This is a genomic window from Actinomycetota bacterium, from assembly GCA_018333515.1.
In the GTDB taxonomy this organism is placed as follows: domain Bacteria; phylum Actinomycetota; class Aquicultoria; order Aquicultorales; family Aquicultoraceae; genus Aquicultor.
On the sequence record JAGXSZ010000035.1, the window covers coordinates 64,651 to 90,223 of the forward strand.

Genomic DNA, 25,573 nt, shown 5'->3' on the forward strand with positions numbered 1-25,573 from the left:
GTAAGATAGGAACTTCTAATTATTGGGTAGCATATTGTCGATATATCCGATGTTATCTTTGCTGAAATGGTGGTTTTAGGTTGAATAATTGTACTAACTTATATCCAAGAATAAAAAAGCATCCGTTTAAGATCATCGCGTTCGACTGGGACGGTACGGCTGTGGCCAACCGCGAAGTCGATGCGCGGCCCGTCGCCGACATCCTCGAAGAGCTGATGAGGTTCGGCGTCCAAATCGTCGTCATAACCGGAACGAACTTCGGCAATATCGACCGCCAGTTCTCTTCTCTCATCAGCGGGCCGCACAAACAGAATCTGTATGTCTGCACCGATAGGGGTTCCGAGGCCCATGGTTTCGATGAGGACTCGAAACCGGTACTCTTATACGGACGCAAAGCCACCGACAAAGAAGAGGCTCTTCTAAGCAAAGTAGCCGAAGCGGTCAAAAACGATATCGAGTCTCGCTCGAACGTTGCGATAGATATTGTGTACAAGCGCCTCAACCGGAGAAAAATCGACCTTATACCCGAATGGGAGAATCCTCCGAAATCACAAATCGGCGAACTTTTAGAGAAGACCGAAGCGCGCCTGGCGGAAGGCGGTTTCACCGGCGGGATAAAGGGCGCGTTCGCTATGACCATCGAGTATTCGAAAGAACTCGGTCTTGACGATGTCAGACTGACCACCGATGTCAAGCATATCGAGGTCGGGCTTACCGATAAGTCGGATTCCATCGACTGGGTATTGGAGGAGCTTTCACACAAGCGAAACGTACCCTATACGGATATCCTGGTTCTAGGCGATGAGTTCGGGCCTATAGCCGGTTTTGAGGGGAGCGACTTTCTGACCTATAAGCAGGACGCGGAAGGTATCGATTATGTCTCCGTCGGCAAGGAGCCCAACGGGGTGCCGGAGGGCGTTATACACGTCGGCGGCGGTCCTGATTGTTTTCTGCGGCTAATGAAGGAACAAGCCAAGATTTATCGAAAACTCGCGCTCACCGAGGACCCCACGTTTCTTTTGGTTAGAGAAGGATTCGATGATATTCGCGAACGCGAGGTGGAATCGTTGCTAACGGTGGGCAACGGCTATCTCGGCGTAAGGGGCTCTATCGAAGAGCGGGTGCCGGGCTCGGAGCCCGCAACGCTCGTAGCCGGCGTCTACGACCGCGCGAAAGAGGGCGAGATTGAAGAGCTGGTCATAGTTCCAGACTGGCTCCATACACGAATATTCGTCGGCGACGAACAGCTCCGCCTGGACACCGGACACATCGTCGAGCACCGGCGCGTGCTCGATATGAAAAAAGGCATTTTGCGGCGGGAATGGCGCCACCGTGATGAGAGGGGCCGGATAACATCCGTTAAGTTCATGCGGTTCGCGTCGCTGGCCGACCAGCATGTGCTGGCGCTCAAAATATCGATAACCCCCGAGAACCACCAGGGCGAGATTCGCGTAGAGACCGGAATCGAGTTATGCCGGAAGATGGCGCTGGCGGCCATACCCGCCGATAGACGTGAGATCGAGGGTGATACCGGCGTGGTCGCGGTCTCGAAGACCAATTTTAGCGACATCACCATTGCGCAGGCGCAACGGAGTCGCATATCGACGGGAATCGTCAAGCCGGATTATCATACTCACATAGAGGAGTGCGGCGCCGGAGAATACTTGAGCTGGCAGGCGGAGGCCGGTCAGACGGTCGATATTGAAAAAATCGTCAGTATATATACTTCGAGGGATACCGATGACCCTGAGCATAAGGCGGTCGATGCGCTCGGGGATTGTTGCGCGCGCGGTTTCAACGAGCTTCTGCTCGGGAATATCGATGCCTGGCGCGCGCGGTGGGATATCGCGGCGATAGCTGTCGAAGGCGACGCAGAGGTACAGAGTTGGCTGAATTTTGCCGCTTATCATTTGATTATAGCGGGCAATCCTCACGATGAGCGGGTCTCGATAAGTGCGCGAACGCTTACGGGCACTATCTATAAGGGGCATGTCTTCTGGGATGCGGACATGTTCATGCTGCCGTTCTTTGTCTACGCGCATCCACAGACGGCGCGCGCGATGCTCATGTATCGCTATTACACACTGCCGGGGGCGCGCAAAGAGGCGCAAGACTTGAGCCTCAAGGGCGCGCTCTATGCCTGGGAGTCGACGGTCACCGGCGAGGAGATGACGCCGGAATTCGTCATAACGCCGACCGGAGAGGTCATCCTGATTCTTACCGGCAAGATGGAGCAGCACATCAATACCTCGGTCTCCTACGGTGTTTGGTCGTACTGGACGGCCACCCGCGACGAGGATTTCTTTGTCAACGCCGGTGTCGAGATACTCATTGAGACGGCTCGCTTCTGGGTGAGCCGGGCCGAGGAGAAAGACGGTGAATTCCATATATATAATGTCTGCGGACCCGATGAGTATCACGAAATCGTCAACGACAGCATTTATACGAACCTTAAAGCGGTATGGAGTATCGAGCGCGCCGCCGATTCGGTGGCGTATTTGAAAGACGCTCATGCCGAGAGGTGGTCGGCCTTGAAAGAGAGAATCGGCTTTGACGACAGCGAGTTGCCGGAATGGGATAAAGTCGCTACACATATGTATAGGGACGCGCATCACGGGAACAATCTAATCGAGCAGTTTGCGGGATATTTCGCCCTCGAAGATATCGATGTCTATGAGTACGAGCCGCGTACCGTACCGCTGGACATGCTGCTAGGCAGGGAGGAGACGGCCCTGACGCAACTCGTCAAGCAGGCCGATGTCGTAATGCTTCTTTACTTGTTGGAGAGCGATTTTACTCCTGAAGCAATCGAGGAGAACTATAAATATTATGAGCGGCGGACCGGTCACGGCAGCTCGCTTTCGCCGAGCATGTATGGGTTGGTCGCGGCGCGTCTGGGACTTGAACAGCTTGCCCGGCGCTATCTGCGCCAGGCGGGCACTATCGATTTGGCCAACAATATGGGCAACGCGTCCGGCGGTGTCCATGCCGCGGCTCTCGGCGGTCTATGGCAACAGGTTGTTATGGGGTTTGCGGGCGTGCGCGTTCAGGCCGGCGGAATTTATGTTTATCCGAAACTTTTGAAAGAATGGACTCGATTAGGGTTCAAGTTGATGTTCCATGGTAATGTGCTCGAATTCGATATCGAACGCGACAGTCAAATCACTGTTGTCGTGGGCGAGAAGTCGGGAGCGAGTATCGGCATATTTGGCGGCTCTTTGCAGGCATTACAGCCCGGAGCGGTATATAAATCGCTGTGGGACGGTAATACCTGGCGTGAGTTTGCCAAAGTGGAAGAAGGTGCGACATGAAAAATAGACCGGCGGTTATCATACCCTTAGACGGCTCCAAGACGGCGACCGCGGCGCTCGGCGCGGCGCAAGCGATGGCGATGGCGATGGCCGCGGTCCTCCATATCGTTTACGTTAGCGAAGAGGTGATGGAGGAAAAGGAACTGTTCGAGACGCTCAAGGTAGACGGTCTTGACGTCGAGGATTTCACGATCCGCAGCATTACCGGCGCAACAGTCGTCGATGCGATACTGAAATTCGCCGCAAGCGTTGAAACAGAGATGATAGTAATGTCGAGTCACGGCTGGACATACAATACGCAGCATCTGCTGGGGAGCAACACGATGGGGGTAGTGCAACGCGCCATTGACCCGGTTCTGGTGATTAGCCCCAGTATCACGGCGCTCCCGGATTCGGCCTGGAGACCGAAGAAAATACTCGTCCCGCAAGACGGGTCTCCGACGTCGGCGGCGGTCATCGACAGGGTTTTTCGACTTGCCGAGTTGATGAGCGCCGGCATAGATATTTTAAACATAGGCGTTCTTGGGACGAAACCGCCTTCCGAGGCGGGCACGATTACCGTGCCTAGATACTTGGATTACCCTAGATATGATTGGCCCGCGTGGGCGCGGGAGTTTGTCGAGAGGTTCTACAAACATCTGCCACCCGGCGTCGAACTGCGCATTTTTGAGCGAGAAGGCGACCCGGCCGATGTCATGGTCAAATTCGCCTCCGAAAACGGGGACGATTTCGTAGCGTTCGGGTGGCATGGACATTTAGAGAACGACCGAGCACTAATTGTCAAAAACTTGATTCGAAAGACCGACGTTCCGCTTATGTTTATCTGGTCGAGATAAAAACCCGGCGCGCTCTTGCCGGCATTCGCACCAGCCTTTGTCTTGCCGAGCGGCTGGTTATTTAGTACTATATTAATAGCTTTAAAACAAGAGAGGGTTTCCGCGGACGGCAAAACGCATCATAATAAGTAGTGAATCTATGGGGTCGAGCGCAATGCCGCGATAGTAGAGGCCGCGATAGTAGGGCAAAACATGGGTCAAGAGCTAAAACTAAGAGTGACGATTATCTTTGCGCACGTGCCCCGCTCGGGCTTAGGGCCGCGCTTTACAGCCGGGAGCTGTTTCGACGATGATTTCGCCAGTCAGGCATATGCGCTCCATGATGAGCTGGTCGAGAGGTTCGCGGACCAAATCGAGTGCGTTCTTCATAACATTTTCTTCGATAACCCCGCTGACGTTGGAGACTTGGCCGATAGAATCGTCTGGGACGGTTTGAAGCTCCCGGTGGTCTTCATCGGTGACGAGCCGGAGCTGGTCGGATATATCGACGAACCGACCGTAATCGAGCTTCTACATGAGCGCGGCCTGGAATCTAACCGCCGGGAAACAGAAGAACCTTAGGTTTCGTCCGACCCCGAAACAAAACCAAAACCATCCGAAAAACCAAGCCGTTAGCGACAAAGCCATTGAAATATCCGCGCTGGGAGTATCGGTGGCGTGTTGAACGGGTTGAGTTCGGGTATATATGCGGCAATGAAATCGGTGCATATGTCAAGCCGGTCTCATCCGTGACGCCGCGACACGGTGTCCTCGGAGAGTTTTCGGAGTCGAATGGAGGTGGATGCGTGTCGGATGAAGAGATGTCGGTGTTTCCTCGCTTGAGTCGGAGGGAATTCCTCAAGTACTGCGGGATGCTAGCCGCGTTGATCGGCGCGGGCGAGTCGGCGATACCTGATATCGCCGCGGCGCTTGAGAGACTCGTAAAGCGCCCGGCTGTAGTATGGTCGCTTTTCCAGGAGTGTCTCGGGTGCTCGGTTAGCCTGTTGCAGAGCAGGACTCCGGATGTCGCCAACCTGATTCTAAGGCGGATATCCCTCGAATACCACGAAGCGGTCATGGCCGCCGCGGGCGACCAGGCGCATAAGCACTTTGAGGATATGGTCGAAAGCGGTGATTTCTATTACGTTGTCGAAGGCGCTATTGCGACAAAGATTCCCGAAGCGATAACCATCCATGGCATTAACGCTATGGAGCACGCTAGGGAAACATACAAAAAGGCGAAAGCTACGATTGCGATTGGCAGTTGCGCGACCTTTGGAGGTATTCAGGCCGCGGCACCCAACCCGACCGGCGCCAAGGGGCTCACCGCGTTCTTAAGCGAAGACGCGGGCATAGCCAACCCGGTCGTTGTGAACATCTCACGCTGCCCGGGCAATGCCGAAGACATGCTCGCGGCGCTAACATATGTTCTTCTACACGGAAAACCGCCGGAACTCGATGCGGTCGGGCGACCGGTCTTTCTCTATGGACAGCTCATCCACGACAATTGCGAACGTCGGGGCCATTTCGACGCGGGCCGGTTCGTCGAAGTCTTCGGCGACGAGGCCTCGCGGGAGCGTTGGTGTTTCTATAAGGTCGGCTGTAAGGGACCGCAGACATTCGCGCCGTGCCCGACGACCCGCTGGAACGGCCACTTAAGCTGGTGTGTCCATAATGGGCCTTGTATCGGCTGCGCCGAGCCGGAGTTCTGGGATAAACTGGCCCCGTTCTATGAGCGCGCGCAGAACGTCCAAGTCCCCGGTATCGGCGGGATATCGACGACCAGGATAGGCATGGCGCTCGGCGCCGCTACAGCGGTCGGGCTGGGCGCGCATCTCATCGGGCAAGCGGCGACAGGGCGTTTAGGTAAGGGAGGACCTCCCGAGCCGGAGGAACCGCCGAGAGGAGGTCGTTCATAAATGGCAAGAAAAAAAGTTATCATAGACCCTATAACGCGTATTGAAGGGCATCTTCGCATCACCTGTGTCGTCGAGGACGGCAAAGTGACCGAGGCGTGGAATACCGCGACCCTCTTTCGGGGGTTCGAGATTTTCATGAAAGGGCGCGACCCGCGGGACGCCTGGCACTTCTCGAGCCGCATCTGCGGCGTCTGCCCGACACCGCACGCCTGGAATTCAGTGCGCGCAACGGAAGAGGCTTTCGGCATCGACAAGATGGACGACAATACCCGCCTCATCCGAAACATGATGGAGGCGACACAGGTCGGCTACGACCACATCCTGTGGTTCTACATCCTCAACGCGTTCGATTTCGTAAACGTCCCCAACGCGCTCAACGCGAAACCGACCCTGCCGACGCTCAAGGCTGTCCGGGAGCGCGTGCAGGCGGTCGTCCAATCGGGTCAACTCGGCCCGTTTTCGAATATGTATTGGGACCATCCCGGCTACAAATTACCGGCCGAACTCGACCTCGAGCTGACCGCGCATTATCTGCAGTCGATCGATGTCCAGCAGGCCGCAAATGACGCCGCCGCTTTTATGGGCGGCAAGTACCCGATGATAATGAATTACGCGCCGGGCGGCGTCACCCAGCTCCCAGGTCTCGATGAGATACTCTATTATCAGGGCCGCATGCGCGAGGTCAAAGACTTTATCGATAATGTCATGGTGCCCGATCTGCTGGCAATCGCGCCGTACTATATCGATTTGGCGCAGACCGGGAAGGGAGTCGGTAATTATCTGACATGGGGCCTCCTCGATGAGGAGAGCCAAGACCCTTACGATAGGCTTTTTCCGAGGGGGGCGATTTTCGACGGAAAGCTCCAAGTCGAGAAGGTCGACCCGGATGAGACCCGGATGTACACGAAGTACTCGTGGTTCGGCGACGATGTGGGCGGCGGCAAGCACCCGCTCGACGCGGGGCAGGAGCCGATAGAGTTTACCAAGCTCGACCCGCTCGACAACGAAGGACCGGTCGAGGGCAAGTACGACTGGACGCAGGCGGTGCGCTACGGCAAGGACGACCGTCCGATGGAGGTCGGCCCGCTCGCGCAGATGCTCGTCGCCTACCTCTCGGGGCGCGAGGACACGAAGAAAGTCGTCGATGACACGCTGGCGGCGATAGGGGCCGCCGGCAAACCCGAGGTGCTCATGTCCGACCTCGGACGTATCGCGGCGCGTGTTTTGAAGGCCAAGGTCAATTCGGACAACGCGCTTCGCTGGTCCGACGAGCTGCTGGCAAATATCAAGGCCGGCAAAACAAAGGTCTTCGAATCGAAACCGGTTCCCGCTACCGGCGAGGGGAAAGGCGGCTGGGACGCGCCGCGCGGGGCGCTCTGCCACTATATGCGCATCGAGGACGGCAAAATCGACGCTTACGCCGCGGTGCCCCCGTCCAACTGGAACCTCTCTCCGCGCGACGACAAAGGCGTGCGCGGGCCGGTCGAGGAGGCCTTAGTCGGGCAGAGCGTCATCGACCCGGACAGGCCGCTCGAGATTTTACGCGTAGTCCACTCGTTCGATCCGTGAATGGCGTGCGCGGTTCACGTGATTGAACCGAAATCCAACCGGATTCTAGAGTTCAGAGTCGGCTAGGGGGGTAGCGATGCGGGAAGATGAGACCAGACAGTTCAAACTCGGCATCAGCAAGCATGAGACCAGGGAAGAGCACCCGTTAATGGCGGTAGTGACCCACGGGGTACACCTTATCTCGATGATCGTTCTCATCTGGACGGGCTTCTTTATCCACTCGCCGTTTTACCAGGGGTCGATGATTATCAACAAGACGTTTCATACTATGTTCGCGTTTATCTTAATCGCAACCGGCGTGGTTAGGATGGACTGGGCGTTCTTCGGCAAAGGGTCGGCACCTAGCGGCGGGCGCGCCAAGATTCGCGATTATAAATTCTTTCTTCCGCAGAAGGAGAACCGCGGCAAGCTGTTGCCGATGATTAAGTACTATCTCTTCCTGCGAGGGACGCACCCGAGAACGCAAAAGTACAATCCCCTCCAAAAGACCGCTTACGTCTCGTTGATATTATTTATCACAGTCCAAATAATCACCGGTTTTTCCCTGTTGACCGCGACCGCACAGTTTTTCCTGCCGTTGACTTACCTGTTGGGGGGAACAGCCACGGTACGTTCCATACACTACCTGACGATGTGGGGATTTATCTTCATCACGATGATTCACGTATACTTGGTGCTGACAGAGACCATCCATGAGCTGCCCTTGATGTTCCTATGGCGAGAAGCCCGCGTCGCGGAAGAGCGTCATGGACTCGAGCGCGACGAGTCGGGGGAGTGATGGATATGCCCGGTTTCAAACCGGCGCCCAGGATTACGGTGCTCGGCGTTGGGAATACTCTGATGGGCGATGACGGCGTCGGAGTTGCCGTCGCGCGCGGGCTTGTCGCGGAACTCGAGGACTCACCCGTAAGCGTCGTCCTCGGGGAGACCGCCGGCATGGGGCTTATGAGGCATTTTAGGGAGTCGGACGTGGTTATCGTCATCGACGCGGTCGCCGCCGAAGCCGAGGCCGGCAGCATCTTTCGTTTCAATGCCGACGAAGCGGACATCGTCCATTTAAGGTCTAACAACATCCACGGCATGGGTGTCCCGCACCTTATCTCTAACGCTCGCCTCGTGGGGGCGGACCCGGAGGTCATCGTCTTCGGCGTCCAAGTGGGGGATGTGCGCCCGCGCGATGAGGTACTGACCGAGCCGGTGGCCGCGGCGGTGCCGCGCGTGCGCGCGCTCGTCATCGATGAGCTGGTCAGGTTTGGCGCCGCCCGCCCGTAACGGGCGCCGTAGCGGGCGCTCGATGGATAGATCGGCCAATCGTTTCCTGGAACGCGCCGGACCAGACTCTTGTTTGACTCGTATGATTTATGAGTTGTTTATTACTCCGCCGTGCGCTTTTTAAGCTCTGCGAGCGTATCCTCTAGCTTCCTTAGCTCTTCACCGTAACCGGCCCAATCTCCGGCACGCGATTTCTTCTGCGCGTTATCGAAGAATTTCGAGGCCTCGTCGGTAAGCTCTTTGATGGAACTCGGCGTTTCGGGCCGCGCGGGCTCTCCATCCTTGGCCGGTCGAGGCGGCTCTTTGCCTTCGCCAAAGATAGCGTTGAGCGCCGTGCCCAGGTCGGATTCCATCACGATCTTAGAGCCGTACGCGACGATTACCCGCTTCAGCTCCGGCAGTTCCGTCTGCTCGGCCTGGAGATAGAGCGGCTCGACATAGAGGATCGAGTCCTCCACCGGTATCACAGAGAGATTACCCCGGAGAACTTTTGACCCGCTCTGATTCCACAGTGAAAGCTGCTGCGATATTTCGGGTGTCTGGTCGATGCGCGCCTCTATCTGGAGCGGCCCGTAGACGAGCTTTTGTTTCGGGAACCTGTAGACGAGGAGCTGCCCGTATTCGGCAGGGTCGCTCTTAGCGGCCATCCAGGCGATCATGTTGTTCTTCTTCGCGGGCGTAAACGGCGTCATTATCATGAATTTTTCTCTATCCTCACCGGGAAGTTTCATCATCATATAGTATGGCGAGACCTCTTGTTGCGCGTCGCCGATGATTTCCTTAGGGATACTCCACAAATCTTCCTTGTTGTAGAAGACTTGCGGGTCGGCCATGTGGAAGGTCGCGAACATCTCGCTTTGGACGGCAAAGAGTCCTTCCGGGTACCGGATATGAGCTTTAAGTCCCTCCGGCATCCGCGAGCTGTCTTTAAACAGCCCCGGGAAGGCTCTCTGATATGTTCTTATGAGCGGATCCTCCTTATCGAATACGTAATAGTCGATTGTCCCGTTGTAGGCGTCGATGACGACCTTAACCGAATTTCGGATGTAGTTATCGTCGCCCGCGAACGGCTGTGAATACGGATAGCGGTCGTCGACGGTGTAGGCATCGAGCATCCAGAAGAGCCTTCCTTTGTCTATTACGATATAGGGGTCTTTCTCATATCTGAGAAACGGCGCTACGAGCCGGACGCGCTCGCCGATATTGCGGTTAAAGATAATTCTGCTTTTATCCGTGAGCGAATCCGCGAGAAGCAGCTTCATGCTGTTAAAGCGCCAAGCAAAGGCGGCTTTTTTTAATAAACCATCCATCGCCACACCGCCGGTTCCCTCATACATTGTATAGCTGTTCTCGTTACCCAACGGGTAGTCGAATTCGCGTGTAGTGGTGCCGATGACGATGTAATCGTTGCTCGTCTCGCCGAAATATATTTCGGGACGCGTGACATTCATGCTCGGTATGTCGGTCTTAGGCGGGATGTCTTTTAATATCAGCCTCGGCATGCCGTCTTCCGTGAACTCGTTGACTCTGTTCGCCACTATCCCGTACCCGTGGGTGTAGACCAAATGCTGGTTCATCCAAGTTTTGGCGTTGTCGGAAAGGCTGTCGATATTGAGTTCTCGCGCGGATATCGCTACTTGCCGTAGGGTGCCGTCGATCAGGTAACGGTCGACGTCGACATCGGAGAAGTTGTAGTAAGGGCGAATACTCTGTATCTGGTTATATGTTTTGAGAAGCGGTTGCCAATCCCAGAGGCGGATGTTGTCGATGGTCTGCCGGTTTTTGTTCAGGTCCTCAATGGTAAGCACCTGCTCGGCCGGGAAGAGCTTTTCCTCTATCTTGTCGAGGCCGTACGCGCGTTTGGTAAACTCGATCGACCTCTTTATATAAGGCGCCTCTTTGTCTATCTCGTCCGGTGAGACGCTGTATTGTTGCACCAGAGCCGGGTAGACGCCGCCCGCAAGGACGCTTATGCCCATAATAAACGCGATGCCGGCGGCCGGCAGTCGCCAGCCCTTGAAATGCAGGTTGACCATGAACATCACCGCCGCGATGAACGACGCGTAGAAGAGCACGGTCAGCGCGGGCAGTTTGGCGTGGATATCCGTATAGCCCGCGCCGAAGATGACGCCGGTGTTCGAAAGCAACAGGTCATATGAGTTCAATTTGTACGAAAGTCCGAGTAAGACGAAGAACAAACCGAACAGGACCGAAAGATGGGCTTTCGTATGCGGCGCGAATCTCCGCATGTCCGGACGGAGTGTGATGCCGCCGTTTATCCAGTGTACCGCGCTCGTAAGGATTATTGAGATAACGATAGTCTGAAAACCAAGACTGAGCAAAGCCCGGTAGAACGGGACTGAAAAGACATGAAATGAGAGGTCGAGATCGAAGACGGGGTCTTTAATCCCAAACGGGACCTGGTTGAGGAACTTTAGCACTATATCCCAATAACCCGTCGCCGAGGCGCCGATTATAAACGCGAACCCGAAAGCGATCCCAAACAACAACAGGTTAAAGAGACGCATAAAGGCCGGCGATTTAATAAGCTTCAGTATCTCGTAAAGAGGGTCGTCTTGCGACCCGAACCAATACGGGAAGGGCGGCGCCATTTTTCTGGCTATGAGCATGTTGGCGTAGAGAAAGACAAAAAAGGCAAGGCCGGACGCGACCCAAAGCCCTGTCTTGAGCGAGAGTATTTCGACAAAGACGCCGTCATAGGCGACCTCCTTAAACCAGAGCCAATCGGTAAAGAGGTTAACGAGCGCCTTTGAGAAGAGTATTATCGCAAAGAGTACGGCGAATAGTGCGTAAGTTATTACCTTTCCAGTTTTCAAGGTAGCCTCCGGTTTAGGAATGGAGCCGGCGGCGGTCGTGCCTGTTGTCTCAGGGCGTTTGGGTTGCTGTTGGAACCGGCTTACTTTTATTTAACTAGAAGCCGGACTCAAAAGCAAACCCGAGTCGTATTTTTAAGCGCCGGCAAGAAGCGAGTAGCCCCGGAAAGATAACCGACTCGGCCGGTCGTCGGGGATTGTATATAATTCGAATATTTTCGATAGAAATTTTGCGAAACGGATAAAGCGCGGGTGCGATTCGCCGATATTCGATGAGAAGCCTACTAGGCGTGCAGTTTTCAGCACGAACATTTGCGGAAAACAAATATACAATAACACTGGAGGGAACATTTCAATGAAGCTAAAGACAAGAATGATGCTGGTAATCGGCGCGGTACTCCTGGGAACCTTGGTCGCCACCTTTGTTTTCGTGGCGAATTCCCAGAAGACCCAATCGGAGTCGCTCTATTACAACCAGGCGAAATCGATTAATTCTTCGCTATCGTTGGTGAGGACGGTGGTATCCGGACATGGCGGCGTTTTCGCCAAGCAGAAAGACGGCTTCGGTGTAAGCCCGTTCTTAGCGGGTATTCCCGGTATTAAAGCTGAAATGACCAGCGCGAAAGGTGATAAGTTCGCGTTGATCAACGGGTTTAGCTTTATGCAAGCGATGTCGGATATTTCGCAAAAAGAAGGCAAGGCCGCGTTTACATATCGTGTTCCGAGCGACAAACCGATCAATCCGATCAACAAGCCGAGCGACAAAGAGCTTGAGGTTTTGGGGAGCATGAAGGGCGGCGCACTCACCGAGGAGCATACCAAAGTTGTCGGCGAGGACGGCAAGAAGTACTATGTTTACAATGCCGCGATGGTAACTAAAGAAGAGTGTATGAAATGCCATCCGGAATATACCGTGGGTAAAGTAGACGGTATGGTGAGCATTTCGCTCCCGATCGACGAGGCCGAAGCGCGCAATGCCGCAAGCATGCTTAACCTCGGGTACATTTTTGCCGCCGCTCTTCTCGGCGTAATCGGGGTCACCTATATTCTAGCCGGCCGCGTTACGGCGCCCATAAAGCATCTCGCCGACGTCGCCGATAAGGTCAGCAGGGGTGAGATGGATGTCGTCATCGACATCGACCGGAAAGATGAAATCGGTGAGCTGGCCGAAGCGTTCAACAGGCTCATCGCCAGCATCAAAATTCTCAATATGACGAACGACCAATAATCGAGTTAACCAAAGATCTTGCGGGGGATACGATGTCGGATTTATCGAAGCAGGTTTTAAATATAGCGGTGTCCTATTTGGGGCCGGCGGCGGAACGCTTTCTTGAGAGGCAGTGCAGTGCTCATCTAAACACGTCATTCGAAAACCTCTCGGCCGGCGAAATCCCCGAATTGGGCAGATGGATCACCATATCCGCCGGCCTGGTAATAGGCAAGGATAAGGCCGAGGAATTCTCCAACAAGGTCTTGGCGCTTAAGTAGAGCACTAACAACGAAGGCCTACCATAGAGGGCGGGTGGCGCAAAGCCATCCGCCTTTGTCCTGTTGCGCGCCCGGCGGCGAGCGGGCATCCAAGCTTAGGGTGCCTCCGCCGGCAATCCTATCTTTGGTGTTCGAAGAGCGGCAGCACCAGCGGGAGTACCGCGGCAATATCATCGATTATGTGGTCTGGACAGCTTCTCAGTATCTCGAGGCCGTGGAACCCATAGGTTACGCCTACCGTCAATGTGCCGGCGTTCCTTCCGGCGGCGATGTCGACGTCGGTGTCGCCGACCATGACCGCCGCATCGGGTTGTGAATTAAGGAAGGCCAACGTCTTCAAAATTGGCTCGGGGTGCGGTTTTAAGTTCTCGACGTCTTCGAACGCGACAACGTGGTCAAAATAAGTCGCCAATCCGGTAAGACTCAAAGTCGCCAGGGTCGACGTCCTGGCTCGTGTCGTGACCGCGCCGATTTTCAAGCCGGACCTCTTCAAAGCCTCCAACGTATCCCGCGTGCCCGGATATGCCCGCGCTAAATCGATATGCTCGACCTGGAATGCGCGGTGCATAGCGCTCAGCCCCGATACATCCTCGACGCCGGTTAGTATCTCGTAACACAGGTCCAGCGGTTTTCCCACCAAGCGCGCTATCTCTTCGCGGCTTTTCTCGGGAAAACCGGCGTGCTCCAGAGTGTGCTCGAAAGCTTGAAAGATGAATTCGCTCGTGTCCAGCAGGGTTCCGTCGACATCAAATAGAATAACTTCAAATACTTGCATGGAAACATTATATCAAATGGGCTGCCCCGCGATAACCCCCAATGTCCGTCGCGGGCGTTGCGAGCCCAATGCCGGCGACCAGGCCCAGGTTGCGCGGCGGCCCGATTCGGCGGGCGTTGCGCCAAATATTCACCTGTCGCGGTGGTGAGAATATACGGTTCTGGGAATAACAACAGTATAAACCGAGTGAGTCCGGCTATGTCCATCAATAAAGGACGGCTTCGATGAAACTAATTTACTCCTACGACGAGGTGCGACCCGAGCAGATACTCTTGGCCGGCGGCAAGGGGCTAAACGTCGCACTCATCCATCAAGCGGGACTATTGGTGCCCCCGGGGCTCATACTCTCGGCCGATGCGTTTCGCATGGTCATTGCGGAGCGAGGGCTGGGTGATTTGCCGGCGGCGTTTTTCGGCGCCGGCAAATCACCCGACGTTATCGCGGAGATTTGTGAGAGATTAAAGGACGCGGTAGTCGCGGTCGGCATCGAGGACGAGATACGGGCCTCCCTCATCCGGGTTTTTGAGGAACTTTCGCCGACAAGTTCGGTCGGTCTTATAGTTCGCAGTTCGGCCACGGTCGAAGATTCGCCAAAAGCAAGCTTCGCGGGCCTTTTGTCGTCCTTTCCCAACGTGCGCGATTTCGACGACTTATTGGTCGCGGTGCGCAAATGCTGGGCGTCGGTTTTCACTCCGGAGACACACATCTACCTGAGGGAACAAGGCTTACTCGGGGCGGATGTCGGTGTAGCCGTCTTAATCCAGGCTATGGTCCCGGCCGAGCGTTCGGGCATCGTGTTCTCCAAAGACCCGGTGTCGGGCGACAACGACAAAGTCGTCATCGAGGCTATTCTGGGCTTCGGCGAGGAAATAGTCTCCGGCGAGGTCACCCCCGAGCGCTATCTCTACTCCAAAAAGCGGCGGATGACGGTCAGCCGCAAGCTCGGTCGCCAATCCGAGTTCATCTCACCCACAGGTGAGAGAAGAAAGGTCTTCGAAGAGCTTGAATTGACCCCAAGGCTCAGTGAGGAAGAGGTGTTCGAGCTGGCCGGCGCGGGGATTAAGCTTGAGGATATCTTTGGAAGACCGCAAGACATCGAGTGGGCATATAGCGGCGGCGAGTTTTTCATTTTGCAGTCAAGGCCTATCGTCATCGGCGAGCGTTACGAGAAGCTCTTTCCGCAAATCGGCGAGCACACGGTGTTGTTGAGGGGCAGCGGCGTAAGTCCGGCGATGGGGTCGGGCAGGGTTAAAATCATCGGGCCCGACGAGATTCCCGACACCGACCGCAACACCGTAATCGTCGCGAAGCGCATAACCAATGACTTAGCGGTTCATCTACGGCGCGCGGCGGCGGTCGTCACCGACGAAGGCGGGGCCACGAGTCACGGGGCGAATATATTGCGCGAGTTCAACGTGCCCTGCGTGCTGGCTACCGCAAACGCTACCGAGAAGCTCAAAGAAGGCCGGCTGGTAACGGTAGATGGTTTTAGGGGTGCGGTATACGAGGGAGACCTGGCGGTTCGGACGAACCGGAGCGGTGATGTTCCCGACACCCTAACCAAGGTCTTTATCTCGGTGCTCGTTCCCGAGAAAGCGCGCAACGTCGCGCCGTTCGCCGACGGAGTCTCATCCTTGCGCAACGATTACTTCATGCTCGAATCGGGAGTTCACCCGATCAAGATGATCAAAGAAGGTCTCGGCGTCTATCTTGAGGAGAGCATCGCCAACGGTATCGTCCAAACCCTCCAGCTGTTTAAAGGCAAACCGGTCTGGTATAAGACTATGGACGCGCCAACCGATGAGTTCAGGCGCCTAAAAGGCGCGGACGACCCCGAAGAGCGCAACCCGCTTTTCGGTTGGCGCGGCATCGGGCGAGAACTCGAAGAGCGCGAGATGCTCGAACTGGAATTCACGGCGGTTTCCAGGGCGCTTGAGATAACCGGCGGCGACTTGGGCATCAAACTCCCGTTCATCCGCTTTGTCGACGAATTGCGCGCCGCTAAAGAGGTCATGCGCGATGTGGGATTGCGCCCGCACGAAGACGTCAAGGTCGGGATATCCGTTGAAAATCCGGCGACGGTATTTACCTTGCTCGACTTTATCGATGAGGGCATCGATTTTATCAGCATCGGCATGAGCGACCTCGTGATGTGTACGCTGGCGCTCGATAGGGAGAGCCAAAAGGTAGCCCGCATATTCAGGCCGAACCATGCCGCCGTTTTGCGTCTGCTCGACGAGGTGGCTACTGTCGCCGGCGAGCACAACATCTTCACGTGCGTAGCCGGGGAGAGCGCCCGCGACCCGTCGGTCCTTCCGTATCTGGTCGCCGCCGGCTTCGAGGCAATCGGCGTTTCGCCGGCTTTTTTCTCGGAGGTCAAAAACGAGATAGCGCGGATAGAGGCGCGGATAGAGGGAGGCCTTCGCGATATATAATTCATTGGCGCGAGCGTTTGAATCCGTTAAATCAAGGGAATCATCAAAATGTAATGATATGTCTCCGTCTCAAGCTGGGTTGCCGGAGACATGGGTTGTCGGTGTAGAGGTTTTGGGAGGTGAGAGCAGTGCAAGGCAGGCTTAACTGGCTGGACTGGACCGCGATGACCGTAGCGGTTATCGGAGCGCTAAATTGGGGTTTGGTCGGGTTTTTCAACTTCGACCTGGTCAGGGCTATCTTTGGCGAAGGTAGTCTCGGGACATCCGCGATTAGTGCGGCATCCCGCGTGATTTTCGCGGTCGTAGGCGTCGCGGGTTTGTACTCTATCTACTCGCTGACAAAGGTAGCTTCGGCGCAGTCGCGCTTGATGCCCATTGAAGAGCGGGAGCGCATGAGAAAGGTCGCGTAGCCTATATTCGTGTCCTGATAGCAAGGCGGGCGCGACGCGCCCGCTTTTTTCCTATTATAAGGAGAAATCGATATGCCGGAGTTTGTAAATCCGTTTTCTGGTATGGTGTCGCGCAAGATGACCAAGGATGAGCTGATTAGGGCGATAAGGCTGAATATCAGCGCCGAGCATGAGGCGATTCACCTGTATATGGCGCATGCCGATGCTACCGACGACCCTCTCGCCAAAAAGGTTCTAACCGACATCGCCAACGAAGAGCGTGAACATATCGGCGAGTTTCAGCAACTATTGCGCATTCTCGACCCCGAGGAAGATAAGTATTTAGATGACGGTGCCAAAGAGGTCGAGGAGATGCGCGGCGAACTCGAAGAGTGATCCTCGCGTTTTATATAAGCTGTGACTATTCCGCGATATATGCGGTGGAGAAAGCCAAAATCATCCCCAAGACGGCTTTCTTGATTTTGTCGTGCCAGAGGAATACCATTAATTGCAAAACAGCACGTGTAAAGGAGTTTAAATGTCCACTAAGTGCCCGGGTTCGGATATGAGAAACATCACCGCGGGTGTTTATGCCTGTCCCGGCTGCGGTGAAGCTGTAGAGATCTTTTCGGATGAGATGAGAAGACGGTGTCCGAAATGTAAAGAGTGGGTCGCGAAAGAAGAGACGCCGTCGTGTGTTCAGTGGTGCTCGTCCGCGCGCTCATGTCTCGGCGAGGACCGCTGGCAGGCCGTCATGGAAGCGCTCGGCAAAGACCCCGACAAATAGCCGCATCTCGCAAAAAACCTCGAATCCGCTATCGAGAATCCTTTTATGCCGCCGATAACATTTTTGTACGTGAAAATGACTTTCCGGCGAGGAGGCAAAGGATGTCAAGTTCAAAAGGGTTTGGAGCAGGGGATACGGATTTAGCGAAAGCTAAACGCTATATAAGGTCGACCGGGAAGGTCTCGATCGCGCGATCGTATTTTAAAGAAACACATTGCTCGGTCGAGAACGCCGAAATCGACAGCGAAGGGCTATACTGTTTTGAGAAACTCATACGAACGGCGTTCATCGCAATCATGGGCGAAGACGCGGTACTCGGTCGCCAGGACGGGTTTATAGAGTATATAAAAGGGTTGAGCGATAATTTCGAGAGCCCCATTATTAATGACTGGTCGCCCGAGCAGTCGTCATCGCGGGCGGGCGATTTCATGGTCAGTTTCTATAATATCTACAGCTACCAGTGGAAACGACACGGTCGCCCCGTCGACAAATCGCTAACATGTTTCCTTACGATCATGCGCGAGTGTCTCGACTATAGTTATACTCGCTTAGGGGAGAAACTCGATTCTTTGCCGGCGGGCATCAGGAGTAATATCGATAAGGCGTTCTTCTTGACCAACGGTATTATCGATAGCTGGTATGATGAGAAGGCAGGGGAGCTAGAGGCGGCATAGGGCTCAATCGATAGTGCTCTAGCGGTCTCCCATTTTCTTTAGGATACGGATGAGTTCCGCTTGCTCGTCAGGCGTGAGTCTTTCGATATAGGGCACCATGATGGCGCGGTGCGCTTCGCGTGAGCGCTCGACTACATCGCGTCCCGCGTCGGTCAAATGCAGGCGGGTGACCCGCCGGTCGTTTGCGCACGGCGTTCTGGTCACGAAGCCGGCCTCCACCAGCCGGTCCACCGTTACGGTAGCCGTCGGCTGTCTCACGCCCACGTTCGCCGCGAACGTCGATATATCACAACCTTCGTTAGCCGAGAGAATACGGAGCGCGTGGTGCTCGGCTCGTCTTATTCCGAGAATCTTGCTTACGTGCTGCGGTCGCGATTTTCGCAGCACGCTCAAAAGCCTCTCCAATATCTCATCCGTATTGCGATCTATCGACTCCATCTTGCATTTCTCCTAAAACTTAGATAAACTAAGTATATCATGCTTCCATGAATTGTCTATAGCTTCATATGAGCAGGTTAGCAAGGTATAGATATTATCGGAATAGATGATGGCTTTAATTATATTGTTTAGATACTAGAACTTATAGGTATACTATGGAATGTTTTGCAGGCCCCGGATTTATGGCCGCAACAGCTTGGAAGGAGCACGAAAATGGCTTTTAATGACCGTTTCCTAAGGGCATGCCGGCGCGAGCCCGTCGATGCGACACCGGTTTGGCTGATGCGCCAGGCCGGTCGCTACATGAAGGAGTATCGCGACATCCGCGCCAAATACGATTTCTTGACGATGTGCAAGAAGCCCGAGGTTGCCGCCGAAATAACGCTTCAACCTATCGACGCGCTCGATGTCGACGCGGCGATTCTCTTCGCGGATATCCTGCTTCCGTTTGAAGGAATGGGCATCGACCTGGAGTTCGCGAAAGGCGAAGGCCCGGTCATTCATAATCCGGTGCGCGGCATGGCGGACGTCGCCAACGTTCGCGTTATCGACGCGGAAGAAGCGACGCCGTATGTCGCCGAGGCTATTAAAATACTCCGGCGGGAGCTTGAAAACAGGGTTCCGCTGATAGGTTTCTCCGGTGCTCCGTTTACGCTCGCAAGCTATGTCATAGAAGGCTCGGGCTCGCGAGACTATCGCTACGCGAAAGCGATGATGTACGAGGCCCCTGCGGCGTGGCACGCGCTCATGGAGAAGCTCGCCGAAATAGTTACCCGGTACTTGAAGATGCAGATAGCCGCCGGTGCCCAGGCCGTACAGATGTTCGATTCTTGGGTCGGCGCGCTAAACCCGAACGATTACCGGGAATTCGTGATGCCATACAGCGCGCTCGTCATGGATAACCTGGCCGACGCCGGTGTCCCGCGAATCCATTTTGCGAACAACGCCTCGACCCTTCTCGAACTCGTATCGGAAGCGGGCGGCGACGTGGTCGGTATCGACTGGCGCGTCAATCTCGACGAAGCTTGGCGCAGAATCGGATATGATAAGGCCATCCAGGGCAATTTCGACCCCATCGCCCTCTTCGGTCCCGTTGAAAGCATCGAAGCGCGGGTAAAGGATATCCTTGACAGAACGGACGGGCGACCGGGACATATTTTCAACCTCGGCCACGGCATCCACAAAGAGACACCGGTCGAGCATGCCAAAGCGCTCGTCGACGCCGTGCACAGGTTGAGCAGGAGGTAGGGATAAAGCGGGTACTCGCTCAGGGCTTTAGCCTGATATTCCCTCGCCTTGAGGGTGAGAGGGTCACCCGACAACCAGTGACCGCCCGGAAGGAGCGTTAGCTTTGTCTTCAGAAATAACGACGTCTCACAACGAGACTATCGGTGTCATGCTCATGGCCTTCGGCGGCCCCGATTCGCTCGATGCCGTCGAGCCGTTCATGGACCGGCTCATGAAGGGGAGAAAGCCGACACCCGAAATAATCGAGCGCGCCAAGAATAAATACCGGCTCATAGGCGGCAAATCACCGCTGCCGGCCATCACGCAAAGACAAGCCGACGCGCTCGAAGCTGTGCTCAATGAGACCTGCGCGGGCGCGCGCAGGTTCAAAACCTATGTCGGGATGCGCTACTGGCGCCCGTTTATCGAAGAGACAATCGAGAAAATGGCGGACGCCGGCATAAAGCGGGCATTCGCTATCAGTATGTCGCCCCACCACTCGCGGGTCAGCACGGGCGCTTATGCCGAGGAGATCGAGAGGGTGGTCGGCGAGCGCGGGTTGGACATAACGATAGAAATGCTTGAGGGTATCTACAAACACCCGGCTTTTATCGATGCGATTGCCGAGAAAGTCACGGCCGCGATAGAGAGGTTTCCCGAAGATAGGCGCATGGGGGTCAAAATCGTTTTCAGCGCGCATGCTCTTCCGATGTCGTATATCGAAGCGGGCGACCCTTATGTCGATGAGATAAAGATTACCATTGATGAAGTCTTAAAGAAGATAGCCCCGCATTCCTGGCGTATCGCTTATCAGAGTAAGGGCAACATTCCCGGTGCGTGGTTGGGCCCCACAGTCGAGGAGGTCTACGAGGACATCGTCGAGGAGCGGTGCGCCGATGTGCTTATCGTTCCCGTCGGTTTCGCGGCGGATCACGTCGAAACGCTCTGGGACTTGGATATCCACCACAAACGCCAAGCGGAAGAGCTGGGGCTCGCTTACGAACGAGCCGAAGCGCTCAACGACTCGCCCAGGTTTATGGAAGCGCTCGCGGATATGGTATGCGCTGCCCTAAACCGCGAAGAGACCGGACCCGCACACTAACGGCGGTTAGCCTATAATGAGGTGTTAATTTTGAAAAAAACGGCCATAATCGGAGGCGGAATAACCGGTCTTTCGGCGGCTTTGACAATCGAGAACGCGCGCAAAGAAGGCGCCGATGTCGATTATATCGTCCTCGAGAAGAGCCTTCGGCTCGGGGGTAAAATCCGCACCGAGCGGACGAAAGAAGGCTTTGTGGTCGAAGGCGGCCCCGATTGCTTTGTCTCGACCAAGCCGTGGGTCTTCGAACTGTGCCGGAAACTCGATTGCGAAGATACCCTCATCGGCAGCAACGATGAGCTTAAGAAGACCTTCATTCTCGTAAAAAACAAGATGCGCGAGATGCCCGACGGCATAATGATCATGGTTCCGACAAAAATAATGCCGTTTTTGACGACCGACCTTTTCTCCTGGCCGGGTAAAATCCGCATGGCCATGGACTGGTTTATCCCGAAGAAAAAAGTGGCGGGCGATGAGACCCTGGCGAGTTTCGTGGACCGTCGTCTCGGACGCGAAGCGCTCGACAGAATCGCCGAGCCGCTGGTAGCCGGGATACACGCCGGGGACCCCGAGACTATGAGCCTGGCAGCGACCTTTCCCAATCTTCTCGATATGGAGCAGAAATACGGCAGCCTTATCAAGGGGATGCTGGCCGCGATGAAAGCGCGGCAGGGAGGTGCGTCGCATGGAGTCGCCGCTGCGAAACCGAAAGGTCCCCCGCGAACGTTTTTCATGTCGTTCAAGCGCGGCATGCTCGACCTCGTAGAGGAGGTCTTGAGCGCGCTCGATAAAGAGAAAATCATGCTGGAAGCCTCGGTCGACCGGATAACGCAGGCTAGGCACGACGATGGGAATACGCAATATCGTCTACACCTAGCGTCGGGCTCGACAATCGATGTCGACGCCGTTATCATAACGTCCCCGTCTAACGTCGCCGCGGACATCATCGACGAACTCGACGGCTCGCTCGCCGGCGCTCTCCGCGAAATTCCGATGGTATCGTCGGCCACCGTCTCGCTCGCGTTCCGCAGAAAGGACGTCAAGCACGACTTCAAGGGCTTCGGGTTTATCGTGCCGATGTCCGAGGGCCGCAAAATCATGGCCTGTACGTGGAGTTCGAGTAAATGGGGCGGACGCGTGCCCGACGATGAGCATGTCCTAGTGCGTGTCTTTGTCGGCGGCGCGCGCAACCAGCATCTCGCCGCTGTTCCCGATGACGAGATGCGGGCCATGGTAAAATCCGAATTAAAGGACTTGATCGGTATCGACGCGGAGCCGGTCGATACGTGGATATTCAGGTGGCCGGGAGGGATGCCGCAATACACCATGGGCCATCTCGACAGGGTCGCCAAAATCGACGAACTCGTCGCCAAACACCCCGGCTTATATGTCGCGGGCGGTTCATATCGCGGGGTCGGCGTGCCCGATTGTATAAACTCGGGCGCTAAAGCCGCGGAATCCGCCATGGCGCATATATAATCACCTCATCAGGCGAGTTCTTTGCCGGTTCGTTTCATGTTATTATGTTAACAATCGTGTCCGGCATTTTGCCCGGCTTACCGACGTTGGTTTCTATACGGGGGCAGGTTGGCGTCTGATGAAGACAGCAGACTCAAATGGCGTGGCGACAAATAATATGCTCGTTAGAGGCTATACCGTTCAGGTTATCGCTGCCGCAGCCGTTCTCGCGGGGCTCTACGCATCGAGCCTCTACAACTACCTTCTCTTCCACAGCCTAGTCGAGTTGTTCAGCGTTGTAATAGCGGCGGGCATTTTCATGGTAGCCTGGAATTCCCGCAAATTCATAGAAAACGACTACCTGCTCCTGCTGGGCATCGCGTATCTATTCGTCGGCGGAGTCGATCTAATCCACACGCTCGCATACAAGGGGATGAACATTTTTCCGGGTTTTGACGCCAATCTGCCGACCCAGCTCTGGATACTGGCGCGATATATGCAGAGTGTCTCGCTTCTGCTCGCACCCGTCTTTCTCGTCCGGAAGCTCAATTACCGTGTCGCCGCAATCGCTTATGCGGGGGTGTCCGTTCTGGCGCTTCTCGCTATTTTCGAGTGGGGCATATTCCCCGATGCGTTTATTGAAGGAACCGGTCTGACAACTTTTAAAGTCGCGAGCGAATACATCATCTCAACGATATTGCTCGTCTCGCTCTATCTGCTCTACAAACGCAAGGCGTTTTTTGACGCCGGGGTTTTGCGTCTCCTTGCGGCGTCGATTCTCGTCACCGTCGCGTCCGAGATGGCGTTTACGCTCTACACCGACCCCTACGGGTTCTCCAATCTGACCGGGCATTTCCTTAAGATAGTCGCGTTCTACCTCGTTTACAGAGCGCTCATCGAGACCGGCCTGGCGCGCCCGTATAGCCTTCTCTTCAGGAATCTTAAGCTGAGCGAGGAGGCTTTGCGCGAGAGCGAAGATAAATATCGCAACCTCTTCACAAGCATGAACGAGGGGGCGATTCTTCACGAGGTCATCTATGACAAAGACGGCCGCGCCGTCGATTATCTTATTAAAGACGTCAATCCAAGGTTCGAATCTATTCTGGGCATTAAGCCGGCGGACGCCGAGGGCAAGAGGGCGACCGCGCTGTACGGCACCGACGAGGCGCCATATCTCGATGTCTATGCGAAGGTCGCCGAGACCGGGGAGCCGGTCCAGTTCGAGACCTATTTTTCACCGATGGACAAGCACTTCAGCATATCGGTCTTCTCCCCGGCCGCCGGCCAATTCGCGACCATCTTTACGGATATTACGGCGCGCAAGCGGGCTGAAGACGAGATACGCTTGCTGACCAACCGGATGCGCTTGCTGCTCGAATCGACCGATGAGGGTATCTATGGAATCGACCTCGAGGGCAGGTGCACCTTCTGTAATCTGGCGGCGGCGGAGATGCTCGGCTATGAGCCCGAAGAGGTTTTAGGTCGCAAGATGCACGAGCTTATGCGCCACAGCAAGAGCGATGGCTCCCCGTACCCGGTCGAAGAGTGCCCCGTGTACAACGCGGCGCGCACCGGGCACGGCGCACGCGTCGATGATGAGGTCTTTTGGCGCAAAGACGGCGGCGCGTTTTCCGTGGAGTACTCATCGTACCCGATCTTTGAGGATACCGCTATCAGCGGAGCGGTTGTGACCTTCATCGATATCACCGAGCGGAAACAGGCGCAAGAGTTAAGCGACGCTCTCAACAATATCAACGCGGCAATCAACTCGACGCTCGATTTCGACGAGATCATGGAGCGAGTCGTCGTAGAATCGGCGAAAGCGGTCGGCGCGGAGACGGCCGCCGTCGTTTTGCGCGAAGACGACGGCTGGGTGGCCAGGTATGTCTTTGGGCTCGAGCCGGAGATGGTGGGCGCGCGACTTACCGACGAAGAGTGTCCGCATGCTATGCTCGCTGTAAGCCGGCGCGCGCCGGTCGCCATCGACGACGCGTACAACGATGAACGTGTCAACCGGAGAGTCATGGAAAACCTTAATATTCGCTCGGTCTTGGTATCCCCGTTACTCGTCAGAGACGAGGCCATCGGTGCGCTGTTCTTCAACTATCACTCGGGGGTCGTGCATTTCTCCGAGGCTCAAGTCGATTTCGCCAACAAGCTTTCGGCATCGGTCTTGCTCGCCCTTGAGAACTCGCGCCTCTATGAGGCCGAACGCAAAATCGCCGACACGCTGCAGACCGCCATATTGACCGTCCCAAGGGAGATTGCCGGCGTTGATTTCGGTTATATGTATCGCTCGGCTACGGAAATAGCCAGAATAGGCGGGGATTTTTACGATATCTTCGAACTCGGCGAGTCGCTTATCGGATTTGTGGTCGGCGACGTATCCGGTAAAGGCCTCGCGGCTGCGACGACCACATCTGTCGTCAAAAGTACAATCCGAGCCTTTGCCTATCGCGACCCCGACCCGCGGCATGTGCTGACACAGACGAACCATGCTATCGAGCGGCAGATGAAAGAAGGTCAATTCGTGACCGCGGTCTATGGCATAATCAACACTTCGACCGGTGAGGTCGCGATGGCGAGCGCCGGCCATCCCGACCCGTTTCTATGCACAATGCGCGGGTGCTTCAAGGAAGTCGCGAGAAGAAACCCGCCGCTCGGTGTTTTCACAGACGTTGAGTATTCGGAGTTTACAGCGAAATTGTGTCTCGGAGACACGCTGGTCCTATATACCGACGGGCTGGTGGAAGCGCGTCATGGAAGCGAATTCTTCGGCGACGAGCGGGCGGGAATAGTGCTTGATACCGTATATGCCGCTCCGACCGGAGATATGGTCGAGGCGCTGCTCGCCGCCGCGTCGGAGTTTTCCAAGCACAAACTGACCGATGACATCGCCGTCGTCGCGATCCGCTACGTACGGGGTGATGCCTGCGACGATAGTGGGGCCGACGCGGGAGGCGGTTAGGTTATGCCGGCGCTCGCCATGGCGTTGGGGGCGTTGGGCCTATGTTTTCTTACGTCCGCTGTTTGATGTATAATCGTTCTGGGAGTTATGTGATGTGCTAATCGCGTGATCTTAG

The 25,573-nt window shown here is 55.5% G+C and carries 21 protein-coding genes; 18 read left to right on the forward strand and 3 right to left on the reverse strand.

Going from position 1 to position 25,573, the window contains the following annotated elements:
• Positions 1-80: 80 nt before the first annotated feature.
• From KGZ93_10120 to KGZ93_10150, 7 genes are all read left to right on the forward strand, one after another.
• Positions 81-3,311 carry a hypothetical protein gene (locus tag KGZ93_10120; GenBank protein ID MBS3909956.1) on the forward strand — a complete coding sequence of 1,077 codons (3,231 nt, stop codon included), beginning with the start codon at positions 81-83 and terminating at the stop codon, positions 3,309-3,311.
• Positions 3,308-4,147 carry a universal stress protein gene (locus tag KGZ93_10125; protein ID MBS3909957.1) on the forward strand — a complete coding sequence of 280 codons (840 nt, stop codon included), beginning with the start codon at positions 3,308-3,310 and terminating at the stop codon, positions 4,145-4,147. The genes KGZ93_10120 and KGZ93_10125 overlap by 4 nt, the downstream gene beginning before the upstream one ends.
• 192 nt (positions 4,148-4,339) lie before the next feature.
• Positions 4,340-4,708 carry a hypothetical protein gene (locus tag KGZ93_10130; GenBank protein MBS3909958.1) on the forward strand — a complete coding sequence of 123 codons (369 nt, stop codon included), beginning with the start codon at positions 4,340-4,342 and terminating at the stop codon, positions 4,706-4,708.
• Positions 4,709-4,932: 224 nt separating this feature from the next.
• Positions 4,933-6,045, forward strand: coding sequence for a hydrogenase small subunit (locus KGZ93_10135; protein MBS3909959.1), 1,113 nt, complete (start codon positions 4,933-4,935; stop codon positions 6,043-6,045).
• The gene (locus KGZ93_10140) at positions 6,046-7,614 is read left to right on the forward strand and encodes a nickel-dependent hydrogenase large subunit (GenBank protein MBS3909960.1); all 1,569 of its coding nucleotides are present in this window, start codon (positions 6,046-6,048) and stop codon (positions 7,612-7,614) included.
• 76 nt (positions 7,615-7,690) lie between these two features.
• Positions 7,691-8,392, forward strand: a complete 702-nt coding sequence (locus KGZ93_10145; protein ID MBS3909961.1) for a cytochrome b/b6 domain-containing protein — start codon at positions 7,691-7,693, stop codon at positions 8,390-8,392.
• A gap of 5 nt (positions 8,393-8,397) precedes the next feature.
• Positions 8,398-8,886, forward strand: a complete 489-nt coding sequence (locus tag KGZ93_10150) for a hydrogenase maturation protease (protein MBS3909962.1) — start codon at positions 8,398-8,400, stop codon at positions 8,884-8,886.
• Positions 8,887-8,987: 101 nt separating this feature from the next.
• Here the strand turns inward: KGZ93_10150 and KGZ93_10155 are convergent, their stop codons facing one another.
• A complete protein-coding gene (locus tag KGZ93_10155; GenBank protein MBS3909963.1) occupies positions 8,988-11,723 on the reverse strand; it encodes a UPF0182 family protein in 2,736 nt (911 codons plus the stop codon).
• A gap of 352 nt (positions 11,724-12,075) precedes the next feature.
• On the opposite strand from KGZ93_10155, the gene KGZ93_10160 reads away from it, so the two are divergent.
• Together KGZ93_10160 and KGZ93_10165 are read left to right on the forward strand one after the other, a co-directional pair.
• On the forward strand, positions 12,076-12,948 hold the full coding sequence (locus KGZ93_10160) for a DUF3365 domain-containing protein (protein MBS3909964.1): 873 nt from the start codon (positions 12,076-12,078) through the stop codon (positions 12,946-12,948).
• A 32-nt stretch (positions 12,949-12,980) separates the two neighbouring features.
• A complete protein-coding gene (locus tag KGZ93_10165) occupies positions 12,981-13,208 on the forward strand; it encodes a hypothetical protein (GenBank protein ID MBS3909965.1) in 228 nt (75 codons plus the stop codon).
• Between the two features lie 118 nt (positions 13,209-13,326).
• Here KGZ93_10165 and KGZ93_10170 read toward each other — a convergent pair whose 3' ends face one another.
• Complete coding sequence (locus tag KGZ93_10170; GenBank protein MBS3909966.1) at positions 13,327-13,983, reverse strand: HAD-IA family hydrolase; 657 nt, start codon at positions 13,981-13,983, stop codon at positions 13,327-13,329.
• 224 nt (positions 13,984-14,207) lie between these two features.
• Here KGZ93_10170 and KGZ93_10175 point away from each other — a divergent pair, with 224 nt between their 5' ends.
• From KGZ93_10175 to KGZ93_10195, 5 genes are all read left to right on the forward strand, one after another.
• Entirely contained in the window at positions 14,208-16,418 is a 2,211-nt protein-coding gene (locus KGZ93_10175; GenBank protein MBS3909967.1) for a hypothetical protein, read from the forward strand.
• Positions 16,419-16,546: 128 nt separating this feature from the next.
• The gene (locus KGZ93_10180; GenBank protein MBS3909968.1) at positions 16,547-16,828 is read left to right on the forward strand and encodes a DUF378 domain-containing protein; all 282 of its coding nucleotides are present in this window, start codon (positions 16,547-16,549) and stop codon (positions 16,826-16,828) included.
• A gap of 72 nt (positions 16,829-16,900) precedes the next feature.
• The gene (locus KGZ93_10185) at positions 16,901-17,203 is read left to right on the forward strand and encodes a manganese catalase family protein (GenBank protein ID MBS3909969.1); all 303 of its coding nucleotides are present in this window, start codon (positions 16,901-16,903) and stop codon (positions 17,201-17,203) included.
• Between the two features lie 142 nt (positions 17,204-17,345).
• Complete coding sequence (locus KGZ93_10190; GenBank protein ID MBS3909970.1) at positions 17,346-17,594, forward strand: phosphohydrolase; 249 nt, start codon at positions 17,346-17,348, stop codon at positions 17,592-17,594.
• A gap of 101 nt (positions 17,595-17,695) precedes the next feature.
• Positions 17,696-18,268, forward strand: a complete 573-nt coding sequence (locus tag KGZ93_10195; protein ID MBS3909971.1) for a hypothetical protein — start codon at positions 17,696-17,698, stop codon at positions 18,266-18,268.
• Between the two features lie 18 nt (positions 18,269-18,286).
• Here KGZ93_10195 and KGZ93_10200 read toward each other — a convergent pair whose 3' ends face one another.
• Positions 18,287-18,706, reverse strand: coding sequence for a MarR family transcriptional regulator (locus KGZ93_10200; protein ID MBS3909972.1), 420 nt, complete (start codon positions 18,704-18,706; stop codon positions 18,287-18,289).
• 213 nt (positions 18,707-18,919) lie between these two features.
• Here KGZ93_10200 and hemE point away from each other — a divergent pair, with 213 nt between their 5' ends.
• From hemE to KGZ93_10220, 4 genes are all read left to right on the forward strand, one after another.
• Positions 18,920-19,954 (forward strand): uroporphyrinogen decarboxylase, encoded by a 1,035-nt coding sequence (hemE, locus tag KGZ93_10205; GenBank protein ID MBS3909973.1) that lies wholly within the window; start codon positions 18,920-18,922, stop codon positions 19,952-19,954.
• A gap of 103 nt (positions 19,955-20,057) precedes the next feature.
• Positions 20,058-21,035 carry a ferrochelatase gene (locus tag KGZ93_10210; protein ID MBS3909974.1) on the forward strand — a complete coding sequence of 326 codons (978 nt, stop codon included), beginning with the start codon at positions 20,058-20,060 and terminating at the stop codon, positions 21,033-21,035.
• A 30-nt stretch (positions 21,036-21,065) separates the two neighbouring features.
• The gene (gene hemG, locus KGZ93_10215) at positions 21,066-22,511 is read left to right on the forward strand and encodes a protoporphyrinogen oxidase (GenBank protein ID MBS3909975.1); all 1,446 of its coding nucleotides are present in this window, start codon (positions 21,066-21,068) and stop codon (positions 22,509-22,511) included.
• 118 nt (positions 22,512-22,629) lie between these two features.
• Positions 22,630-25,458 carry a SpoIIE family protein phosphatase gene (locus KGZ93_10220; GenBank protein MBS3909976.1) on the forward strand — a complete coding sequence of 943 codons (2,829 nt, stop codon included), beginning with the start codon at positions 22,630-22,632 and terminating at the stop codon, positions 25,456-25,458.
• The last annotated feature ends 115 nt before the right edge of the window (positions 25,459-25,573 follow it).